Genomic DNA, 11,286 nt, shown 5'->3' with positions numbered 1-11,286 from the left:
CGCGGCAGCTCGCCCGCACGGACTGTCGGCTTCGGGTGATCGGTGGCGCTCGGGTGGTCTCGGGCGACGGCCGTGCGGTGCGGGCCACGTGCCCATTCAATGGCAACTCGCCTTCGGAGCAGAGACGTTGCCGCGACGGCGTGCCCGTCGGCCGGGATCGCGACCAGTAGCAGTCGTCGTGCCGGCCGGATCGCAGTGGCGCCGACGCCCACCGGTCACGTCACCTCGTCGCCGCGATCCGGGAGGACGGGCAACACGCATCGGAACCGCGTGCTCGGGTCCCGTGGAGCCCGTCGGCGTGGGCGCCTGATGCCGCCCCCGCTTGAGAGCCCACACGTCAGCCTGCGATGCCCGCAAGAACGCCCCAACTGCGACAGGAGGAACCGTGCCGGGCACCCCGGGCGGCAACCGTCCAGGAGCCGGCCTTTGGTGGGCCATGTTTCCAGCGGCTTCCGTTATCGGACTGTTGCCAACGTGCGTCTTGTCATGAGCAGCGCCGAATGCGACCTTGCTACAGCGCATTAGTAATGCGCATCGCCAACCAGTGCCCGCTCTCGCCGACCAGTGCTCCGCCCAGGCATTTTCATCTGAATGATTCGTTTCCATTCCTGGAGGTGTCACCACCGCGAGTGCGCCGTTGGGGCGGTACGAGGCCGGTGGCTTACCGGATTTGGGAGGTCAGGGTTGGGAACGGTGCGCTGGGGTGTGGCGGGGCCGGGTGAAATCGCGGCCGGGTTCGCGGAGGCCATGGCATCCGTGGCCGACGGGGAGATCGTCGCGGTGGCGTCGCGCTCAATCGACCGGGCCGCGGCGTTCGGGGACAGGTTCGGTGTCGCGCGCCGGTACGGCGACTACGCGGATCTGGCTGCCGACCCAGACGTCGACGTCGTCTATGTGGCGACTCCGGCATCGCGGCACGAGCAGGACACCCTCGCCTTTCTGGAGGCGGGCAAGCACGTGCTGTGTGAGAAGCCGTTCGCGATGAACGCCGGGCAGGCGCGGCGGATGGCGGACGCGGCGCGGGCCCGCGGGTTGTTCCTGATGGAGGCGGTGTGGAGCCGTTTCCTGCCGGCGTACCGGGCGCTGGAGGACGTCATCGGCAGCGGGCGGATCGGCGAACCGCTCTTGGTGGAGGCGGACTTCGGGATGCGGTGGCCAATGCAGCCGGAACACCGGCTGTTCGACCCGCGGCTCGGCGGCGGCGCTCTGCTCGATTTGGGTGTCTATCCCGTCCAGTTGTGCTCGCTGGTGCTCGGCCCCGTTGAGCACGTGGTCGCGGACGGTGTGATCGGAGCCACCGGCGTCGACGAGCAGGTCGCCGCGGTGCTCCGGCACCAGGGCGGCAAACTCGGCGTCGTCAAGGCCGCGATCCGCACCACCCTGGCCTGCACGGCCCGGATCGCGGGCACCGACGGCTCGGTCGACCTCCCGGCGTTCATGCACTGCCCCGACGCGATCACCGTCACCACCCGCCCCGGCGGCGCCGAGCGGATCGACGGCTCCTACGAGGGCAACGGGCTGCGGTTCGAGATCGCCGAAGTGCACCGCTGCCTCGGCCAGGGACTCGCCGAGAGCCCGCTGATGACACTCGACGAGAGCGTCGCGATCGCCTCCACGCTCGACGCCGTCCGCACCCAGGTCCTCGCCAATGCCACGCGGACCGCCCCGCCGGTGGACGCCCAGCCAACACGCCTGTGACGAAAGGCGCTTCGATGACCCGCTCACCCATCGACTTCTACGCCGACCCGAACTCGGGCGCCTGGGAGGAGATCGGCTACGACCCCTACCCCGCCGGCCGCCCGCCCGTCGACGTGCCCCTGGTGCAGCGCCCGCCGACGCGGGAACTGCGCGGACTGCGGGACCGGTACGACGCGGTCGTGGTCGGCAGCGGCGCCGGAGGCGGCGTCGCCGCGTTCGTGCTGGCGTCCGCCGGGGCGTCGGTGCTCGTGGTGGAGCGCGGCTCGTGGTTCGGCGCCCGGGACCTGGCGGCCGACCACATCCGCAACCACCGGTTCTTCTTCGGCGGCGACCTCGACACACCCCCCGGCCACCCGCGCGCGGTGCCCGACGAGGGCAGCGAGCGCGGCGAGGTGGCCGTGGAGTACGACGATCTGCGGTACCACCACAACGCGATCACCGTCGGCGGCGGCACCCGGTTCTTCGGCGCGCAGGCCTGGCGGTTCCTGCCCGACGACTTCCGCATGGCCTCCCTGTACGGCGTCCCCGACGGATCCGCCCTCGCCGACTGGCCCATCGGCTACGACGACCTCGAACCGTTCTACGACAAGGTCGAATGGGAACTCGGCGTCGCCGGCTGCGCCCATCCCGACGAAGGCCCCCGCGAACGTGGCTACCCGATGGCGCCGTTCCCCCCGACCATCGCGCACACGGTGCTCCAGACCGGAGCCGAGAAGCTCCGCTGGCCCACCGGCGCGGTTCCGCTGCTGCTGAACACCGAGCCGCGCAACGGCCGTTCGGCGTGCATCCGCTGCGGACAGTGCGTCGGGTTCACGTGCCCCGTCGACGCCCGCAACGGCACCCATAGCACCGTCCTGCCCCGCGCCCTCGACCTCGGCGCCGACCTGATCACAGACGCGCAGGTAATCCGGATCTCCGACAGCGGCGACGTCGAGATCGCTGCGGACGGAACCTCACGCGTCATCCACGCCGGACGGATCATCCTCGCGGCCGGCGCCGTGGAGACCGCCAGGCTCCTCCAACTCAGCGGGCTGGGCAACGACTGGGTCGGCGACTGCCTCCAAGGACACCTGTACGCCTTCGTGTTCGGCCTCTTCGACACCGATGTCCACGACGGCTACGGCCCCGGCCCCTCCGTCGCCACCCGGCACTTCTCCCACGGCAACGACGGCATCGTCGGCGGCGGCCTCCTCGGCCACGACTTCATCAAGATCCCCACCATGCACTACGCCCTCGGTCTGCCCTCCGACGTCGACCGCACAGGACCCGGCGCGCGCCGCGCCTTGGCCGACAACTACCGGCGCACCATCAACATCCAGGCTCCCGTCCACGAGATACCCACCCGCGACGCCCGCGTCCGCCTCGCCTCCACCGTCACCGACCACCTCGGGCTGCCCGTCGCCCGCCTCGAAGGACTCCAACACCCCGAAGACCTGCGCACGCACGCGTTCCTGACCGCACGCGCCGAGGAATGGCTCCGCGCGTCCGGCGCCACCCGCACCTGGCAGATGGGCACGGCAAAACAAATGCTGTCCGGAGGCCAGCACCAAGCCGGAACCGCCCGCATGTCCGACTCCCCTCGACACGGCGCCACCGACCCGCACGGCAAAGTCTGGGGAACCGACCGCATCTACGTCGCCGACGCCAGCCTCCACGTCACCAACGGCGGAGCCAACCCCGTCCTTACCATCATGGCCCTCGCCTGGCGCACCGCCACCTACGCCGCCGCCACCGGATAAACCCAGCACGCCGACACCTGATGGTGACTCACATTGGCTCGGGCGAAGCTTCGGTGGTCTGCGACGAGTTGTATGCGGTGGTCGAGCCGCTGTTGCCGAGGGTTGAGTGCTGTCATCGTCCCCGGAGCGGAAGAGGCATCCTGACCGGCTGGTGTTCCGAGCAGCGATGCCGCCAGGAGCCGAATCCAACTCGTTGGAGTGGGCACCGTGTTGGTGGAGGTGCAGCACGATGGGCGGAGCGGAGGGTTGTCGGCACCCCATGGTTGACGGTGCGGAGCCGGCCTGCACCGCCGACCTGAGCAGCGGCATCGATACCTTCCTCGAAATGTCTACCGTTCGGGAACGATCGGCACGACCATGAGCGTCGACGCATGCGATCGTAAGTGGCACACATGGTTGGCGGCGAGTTCAGCTTCTGACGGACTTGCTCCGGCGCGGTCACCGTGTCCTGAAGTCCTCGATACGCCACTCGTCGTGCCACTCGATCACCGGCCTCTCCCCGTCGAAGCGGAGGGGAAGCCATACGTAGTCCGCGATCGAGGTATCTGCTTGCGGAAGCGTGATGGGGGCACCACACTTCCCGGCTTCCTTGTCTGAGTAGTGCTGGTGGAAGGCCTCGGTTTGGTCCGACTCCTCCTCCGACAGTTGCGGGAGCCATCGGTCCGCGAGCGCAATGTAGAGGTCCCGCTGCGTCGGATGCCGGAAGACCGAGCTGATCTGGGACCGAAACGAGGTACGCGTCGCAGCCGGGGGGTGAGGGTTTCCAATGACGGTGTACGGGCCGTGGTAGGTGTCCGCCACGGCGACCTCCGAGGAGTTCGGGAAGTACCACGAAGTACCGGAGGTGATCAGGTAGTGCCGGCCGTTCCGTCGGAAGTACGCGGGTGCCTCGCGCACCAAGGGAGGGTGGCGACGAGGGAAGTGGGTCGAGTAGTGACCGCTGACGTCCGTGTAGTCGTGGGTGAGATCGGCGCAGATCAACTCACTGTGGACGCGCTCGAAGTAGTAGTAGCCCTTGCCGTCGACCGGGTCGACGGCAAGGTCGAAGTCGCCCGCGAACATCCCCAGCGGTCTGAGTCCCGTGCGAACGATCTCGTAGGGGCCGAGCAGCGAGTCAGCGGTGAGGACTGTGCAGAGTTGCTCGTCGCCGACACCCATGATCTTGAGCCAACATACGTACTTGCCGGTGCGCGGATTGCGGATGATATGAGGGCGGTCGATCATCTGGGACGGGTGCAGAGGCGATTCCGGGTCGTCGAGAACCGGGGGGATGATGAGCCCGAGGTCCGTCCAGTTGTAGAGGTCGGTCGAGGAATAGCACCGGATTCCCCAGGTCCAGGTGTCACCACCCGGTTTCGTGTGCTCCTTGTTCTCGCCGTACCAGTAGTAGGTGCCGTCCTCGTAGAGCAGGGAGCCGGCGTGCGCCTGAATGCGGTTTCCGTTGGTGTCCAGCCAGATCCGCCCCGGACGGATGGAGTCATACACGCCTTGCCCCTTCATTCTGGTGATCACGATCGGCTGCTTCCCCGTCGTGGAGAATTCCCTGAAGTGGACGATGCGCCCCTTCGGCGAACATGCCGGTCACTCGGACGGTGAAGTCGCGGGCGACATTGGTGTAGCCAAGCTGAGCGGCTGCCACCTTGAAGGTGATGTGGCGGGATTCACCGGGCACCAACTCGACCCGGCTGAAGCCGGATTGTCCGTCGACATCTACGGGGTCGATCCGCACGATCGTTTCTCGTGGTGTGCATCGTCGCGGCGATCTCTCAATTGGGGAGCGATCCGAGGATGGCGTCGACCTCACGTTTGAAGGCACTTGCGCCGGGTGTGAACTCCTGGGGTGCGAGGGCCCGGGGGAGGTCGGCCACGGGCGCGTCGAGGTGTGCGGCAAGTCGGCGGCCTGTCTCCACCTCTCCGCCAGGGGCAACCCCTGTCCGGGAGGCCGCAGCGGCTACGGCGGACCACGTCGCCGGTTCGTCGAGCACGTCGCGGACAGTGACCGGTGTACGCGGCTCGGGCACAAGCGGGAACGGGTCGGGCACCTCCCAGCGATGCTCGCCGTGCCCGACCGTCTCGGGGAAATCGGCGCCGGGCAGCCAAGCTTGCGCGGTGGCTCCCACGGGGACCCGTGCCTCCAGACGGAAAATGCCGTCGGCGCGTATCCAGGCCACGCGGGCTTCGCCGTACGGGGTGAGGTGACGGGCGGAGGCGGAGGTCAGCGCAGCGGACGGCACGGGGTGGATAAGAATCTCTCGGTAGCCGGGCGCGGAGGGTGCGAGGCCGGCGACCCGCCGGTGCAGCCAGTCCGCGACCGCGCCGAGCGCGTAGTGGTTGAACGACGTCATCTCACCGGGGTTGATACTCCCGTCGGGCAGCATGCTGTCCCAGCGCTCCCAGATCGTGGTCGCCCCCATGGTTACGGGATAGAGCCACGAGGGGCAGCCGGTCTGCAGCAACAGGCGGTAAGCGACGTCAACATGCCCGGTCGAGGTAAGTGCGTCGGTGACCAGAGGGGTGCCCACGAAGCCGGTCCCAATACGGAAACCGCCGGTGCGCACGAGGTCCGCCAATCGGCGACCTGCCTCCTTGCGTTGCTCCTCGTCGGGCAGCAGCGCCCACTCGATGGCCAGCGCATAGACGGTCTGCGCGTCGGACAGGACACGGCCTGCTGATGTGACAAAGGCACGGGCGAAAGCCGCCCGAACCTCGGCCGCCAGAGCCGCATAGCGGTCCGCCGTCTCGGGCCGGCCCACCACTCGGGACGCCTCGGCCACGATCTCCGCCGACCGGGCCAGATGCGCGGTGGCGACCACGTCAGGGTCGGCCTTGGCGCGGTAGGGGTCCTCCGGTGGCGCGGTCGGGTCCAGCCAGTCGCCGAACTGGAAGCCCCCCGTCCACAGCCGGTCAGATCCAGCTAGGTTCGCCATCCGGTCCACCCAGGCGCGCATGCTCGGCAACTGCCGCTCCAGTACGCTGCGGTCGCCGGTGCGTTCGTACAGCACCCACGGCACCACCGTCGCGGCATCACCCCAGGCGGCAGCCGTGGGCGAGGGGCTGCGCAGCACGTCCGGCACCACGAACGGGACGGACCCGTCGGGTTGCTGTTCGACTGCCAGGTCTGCCAGCCATGAGCCGAGGAAGCCCGCAGTGTCGAACAGGAAGGCCGCCGTCGGCGCGAACACCTGGATGTCACCGGTCCAGCCGAGCCGCTCGTCCCGTTGCGGACAGTCGGTTGGCACGTCGACGAAGTTCCCGCGCATACTGCGGACCACGTTTTCGTGGAACCGGTCGAGCAACTCGTGCGACGAGGTGAACCACCCGGTGCGTCGCAGGTCCGACCCGACCACCACCGCCTCGATATCCTCACCGCGCAGACCCGGCACGCCGGACACCTCGGCATACCGGAAGCCATGGAACGTCAGTGACGGTTCGAGGACTTCCGTTTCATTGCCCGTGACGATGTAGCTGTCGGTGGCCTTGGCCGTGCGTAGCGGACGGGTGCCGAGCTCTTCGTTTTCCAGAACCTCGGCGTGCCGCACGACGACCTCGCTACCTGGCTGGAGGCCGCCGACACGCAAACGCACCCACCCGACAGTGATTTGGCCGAAGTCAACCAGTGTTCGCCCCGAGGGCGAGGTCCACACCCGCTCGGGGAACAAGGTGGAGCCGGCCCGCACGCCGGGCCCCTCAGAGGCCACAAGGCGGGTGAGGTCGCCCTCCGTCACTTCGACGCCGCCCGTGGCCGGGTGCCATCCCGCGCCCCGTCGCCGTAGGTCAGTACGCTGGCCGTCGTAGAGATCATCGGCGAGCACCTCGCTCTCGCGCGCTGTCCACGAGCCGTCGGTGGTGAGGATGTGCACGCGGCCGTCAGCGGTCGTGACCTCCAGTTGCGCCAACAGCGCAAGTCGGTCGCCGTAGAGCGCCCGCTCGCTCTGGAAGCCAAGCCGACCGCGGTACCAGCCGTTGCCCAGTAGGAAATCCAGCTCGTTGTGCCCGCGGCGGACCAGGCCCGTGACGTCGTACGTCTGGTAACGCAGCCGGTGCTGGTAGGCGGTCCAGCCCGGCGCCAAGACAAGGTCGCCGACGCGGCGCCCGTTGAGCGTGGCGGTGTACACACCGTGAGCCGTGGCGTGCAGTCTGGCCATGACCACATCGCCCGGCACGTGCAGGAAACCGCTCAGCATCGGCGCGGGCGCGTGCATGCCGCCGATGCCGACCGGGCTCACGAAAGCCGCGGCCCAGTCGGAGACGTCGAGCAGGCCGGCCTCCACGACGCCGGGCTCGCTCCACTCGCTCCATTCCGCTTTGTGCGCGACGCGGATCCGCACCTCCGCGGATTCGCGAGATGCGAGCGGCGGGGCCGGCCAGGGCACCAGCACCTGCTCACCACTGTCCGCCCGGTATTTCTCGCGCCTGCCCTCGCGCGTGATCTCGACTTCGTACGCCGTTTGTTCGTAGCCCTCGCTCGCCGTCGGGACGACCCACGACAGGCGGGGGGTACCTGTTCCCATACCAAGCACAGGTCCATCGTCAGTGCGGTGCTCGAACCGAGGTGCGCGGGGAGCGGCAGCCACGACCATGCAAGTCTCCAGACTTCTCAGCACTGGGATCGGGCCCGAGACGGGACGTCCACGTTGTCACGCAGGGAACCCAGGGGGCTCTCAAGGCGGGCCCCGGGCTTTGTATCGTTCCATAAGCAGAAGCGCTTAGGAAGACACCAGCACCAGACCGGCCCGACCTGCGGAGCATCATGCGCCTGTACCATGACACCTGTGGGAAACGACGCTGTTGAACCTGAATCGCTCGACGAAGTGCGCGTTTCGAACGGTGGCCAGACGCGACCGCGGCGCGTCGGCAGAGCGGGTACCTCGTCAACCCCCAAGGTCCGCCGTGCAACGATCCAGGAAGTCGCGCGAGAGGCGCAGGTCTCGGTTTCCACCGTCTCCAACGTGATCCGCGACGCCCCCGGCGTCCGCCCGCAGATGAAGGCCAAAGTGTCTGCAGCGATCGAGAAGCTGGGGTACCGGCCTCAGGCCGCCGCCCGCGCGATGCGAGGACGCTCTTACACCATCGGTGTCATGCTCACCGAGCTCTCGTCCCCTTTCCAGACGGAGCTTGCGGAAGGAATCGCGGAGGAGCTTGATCCGAGCCCGTACCAGGAGATCATCGTCGCCGGCGGAATCCCCCCGGAGCGCCAGCAAAGGAGTATCGAAGCCCTCATCGATCGGCAGGTGGATGCCCTCGTCGTCATCGCGCCGACCGTGGCCACCTCGTGGCTGGAGAAACTCGCGTCGGGGCTGCCCACTCTGGTGGTCGCACGTCATGGCGGCTCCGCCCACTACGACACAGTGGTTGACGACGACCAGGGCGGCGCGCGACTCATGGTTGATCACCTGGTCGGCCTGGGCCACAGGCGCATCCTGCACACGAGCCAACCCACGGGGCGCCTGAAGAGGCCCTTCGTCCTGTCTCACACCGCGCGATGCGACGGTTACGTCAATGCGATGAAGCGACACGGTCTCGAACCTGACGTCATCGAGACCACCTACTCGGAAGAAGGCGGATACCGGGCCGCCCTGGAAGCCTTCGCCAGGTCGGAACCGCCGACCGCCGTCTTCGCCGGTGCGGACATCGCCGCATTCGGCGCCCTGCGGGCAGCGGAGGAGCACGGCCTGAGGGTGCCGCAGGACATCACGGTCACCGGGTACGACAACATCTACACCTCGACGATCGGCCGGGTCTCCCTCACGACCGTCGACCAGTCGGGCCACCTCGCGGGCCAGACGAGCGCGCGGCTGCTGCTGGAGCGGCTGAACGGCCGGACGCAGCCTGTGCATTACGTCGTCTCGCCTCGGCTGATGCCTCGTGGAACGAGCGCGTCCCCGGCAGCACGCAAGTCCTCCCGCCGCTCGGCCTGACGAGCGGGGCAAACAAGCCTACTTACGGCTCCCATGCGTTTGGAACGATCCACGGTCGTCGTGATCCTTGCCGTGGTACCGAGCGGGTGTCGGCGTGCGGGGTCCGGTGCCCACCACCGTGTGCCGTCGAGAGGGCGGGCGCGGCAAACCCGCAGGTTATGTGCCTAATGGAGCCGCAGTATGGCGCCGTCAACAAATGCGCGTTACGGAACCGTTACCGCTGAATGACAACGGCCTCCCTTGACCGGCTTTGGCTCGCTGCCTAGCCTCCCCTTGAAACGTTCCACGAGCAGTAGAGCCGGTATCGGCCACTTCGAACCTTTCGTTAGGTGCATGACGTTTCCACCGGTTCCTGCGGCCATGTTCGGCCATCCCTGTCCTGCTTCCCTAGGAGCCGATTATGCGGCGCACCAAAAGACTCGCTCACATATCACTGACGGTGGCGACGGCGCTGGCCGCGCTGGCGGCGCTGAGCGGGTGCACCGACACGAATTCCTCATCCGGATCTGGTGGCACGAAGGACACGCTCGTGCTGGGCAGCACTGCCGACATCCAGGGCTGGGACCCCGCGAACCAGCCTGGATTCCAGGGGTGGTCGGCCGACGCGGTCTACCAGACCATGGTGCGGTTTGACACTCACGGCAAGGCGTACCCGGACGGCGCCGCGAGTTGGGAGGTGAACCCCACCAACACCAGCGTGACGTTCCATCTGAGGCCCGGCATGAAGTTCTCGGACGGCACGCCGGTCGACTCGGCGGCCTTCAAGGCGACGCTGGAATACCAGGGGACCCACGGCGGTCAAGCCGCCCGGCTCGCCAAGGTACAGGTCACCACCCCGGATGCGCTGACCGCGGTAGCCACCGTGCAGGAGCCGGACCCGCTGCTGCTGAAGGTGACCGGCGACACGAAGTTGGCGAGTCCGAAGTACCTGGCCTCCGGCAACCTCAACAAGGCCCCTGTCGGCTCCGGCCCTTACACGCTCAACGAGTCCGCAACGACCAGCGGCTCCGTGTACTCCTTCACCAAGAACGACGCCTACTGGGACACCGCGTCCTACCCGTACAAGAAGCTCGTCATCAAGGTGATCAAGAACCAGACCGCAGCGCTCAACGCCCTCAAGACCGGCCAGATCGACGGCACCCTCATCGAGCAGTCGATGTACAAGGAAGCCGAGTCCTCCGGCCTCGAAATCCTCACCATGCGCGGCACCACCACACGGCTGCTTCTGACCGACCACATGGGCGAGAAGATCCCGGCGCTGGGTGACCTGAACGTCCGCCGCGCCATGAACATGGTCTTCGACAAGGAAGCCATGGCGAAGGACTTCTACCAGGGCAAGGCCACCCCCGCGCATCAGATCTTCCGCCAGGGGTCGGCCGCGTACATCGAAGGGCTCAAGGACCCCTACCCCTACAACGTCGCCGAGGCCAAGGAGCTGATGAGGAAGGCGGGTTACGAGAACGGCTTCACCCTGACGTTCCCCGTCATGGCAGGTCTGGGCATGGAGAAACTGGTGCCCATCATCGCTCAGCAGCTCGGCCAGCTCAACATCAAGGTCGAGCAGGAGACGCTGTCCGGGCCGAACGCGATCGAGGAACTGCTCAGCGGCAAGTACCCCGTGCCCCTGTGGCCGCTCGGCAACTACGGCGAGTCCCTCCAGGACATCAAGGACTACGTGCAGCCTGACGGAATCTGGAACGTCATGCACCAGGCCGACCCGACGGTGAAGTCGCTCTGGGACAGGCTCGTCACCAGCCAGGGTCAGGAGTCGGTCGCGATCCAACAGGAGATCAACCGCTACATCGTCGACCAGGCATGGTTCGTCCCGATGGCGTACCCGGACTCGTTCTACGCCTACAGCTCCAAAATCAAGGTGCCCGAGGCGACCGACTTCAACGCCCTCAACCCGCTGCTGCGGGACTTCAAGTAAC

General features: G+C 67.5%; 7 protein-coding genes. 4 read left to right on the top strand and 3 right to left on the bottom strand.

All coding sequences use genetic code 11. The annotated features are described in order from the left end of the window. The first annotated feature begins 693 nt into the window (after positions 1–693). Entirely contained in the window at positions 694–1,698 is a 1,005-nt protein-coding gene (locus ACRX5W_RS20435; protein WP_436789824.1) for a Gfo/Idh/MocA family protein, read from the top strand. 14 nt (positions 1,699–1,712) lie between these two features. Then, on the top strand, positions 1,713–3,437 hold the full coding sequence (locus ACRX5W_RS20430; protein ID WP_436789670.1) for a GMC oxidoreductase: 1,725 nt from the start codon (positions 1,713–1,715) through the stop codon (positions 3,435–3,437). Positions 3,438–3,875: 438 nt separating this feature from the next. On the opposite strand, the gene ACRX5W_RS20425 is transcribed toward ACRX5W_RS20430, so the two are convergent. From ACRX5W_RS20425 to ACRX5W_RS20415, 3 genes are read right to left on the bottom strand one after another with little or no spacing between them, the layout of a single operon-like run. Continuing rightward, positions 3,876–4,922, bottom strand: coding sequence for a family 43 glycosylhydrolase (locus tag ACRX5W_RS20425; protein ID WP_436789669.1), 1,047 nt, complete (start codon positions 4,920–4,922; stop codon positions 3,876–3,878). Then, positions 4,915–5,166 (bottom strand): fibronectin type III-like domain-contianing protein, encoded by a 252-nt coding sequence (locus ACRX5W_RS20420; protein WP_436789668.1) that lies wholly within the window; start codon positions 5,164–5,166, stop codon positions 4,915–4,917. Before ACRX5W_RS20420 ends, ACRX5W_RS20425 begins: the two co-directional genes overlap by 8 nt. Positions 5,167–5,203: 37 nt before the next feature. Continuing rightward, the gene (locus tag ACRX5W_RS20415; RefSeq protein WP_436789667.1) at positions 5,204–7,948 is read right to left on the bottom strand and encodes a family 78 glycoside hydrolase catalytic domain; all 2,745 of its coding nucleotides are present in this window, start codon (positions 7,946–7,948) and stop codon (positions 5,204–5,206) included. Positions 7,949–8,248: 300 nt separating this feature from the next. Between ACRX5W_RS20415 and ACRX5W_RS20410 the strand changes: the two genes are divergently transcribed. Together ACRX5W_RS20410 and ACRX5W_RS20405 are read left to right on the top strand one after the other, a co-directional pair. Then, positions 8,249–9,355 (top strand): LacI family DNA-binding transcriptional regulator, encoded by a 1,107-nt coding sequence (locus ACRX5W_RS20410; RefSeq protein WP_436789823.1) that lies wholly within the window; start codon positions 8,249–8,251, stop codon positions 9,353–9,355. 400 nt (positions 9,356–9,755) lie between these two features. After that, on the top strand, positions 9,756–11,285 hold the full coding sequence (locus tag ACRX5W_RS20405; protein WP_436789666.1) for an ABC transporter substrate-binding protein: 1,530 nt from the start codon (positions 9,756–9,758) through the stop codon (positions 11,283–11,285). The last annotated feature ends 1 nt before the right edge of the window (position 11,286 follow it).

Origin of the sequence: Yinghuangia sp. YIM S10712 (genome assembly GCF_051388935.1) — a bacterium.
GTDB lineage: Bacteria > Actinomycetota > Actinomycetes > Streptomycetales > Streptomycetaceae > Yinghuangia.
Note: the sequence above shows the minus strand (reverse complement) of the source record. Positions and strands in the feature narration are given on the sequence as shown.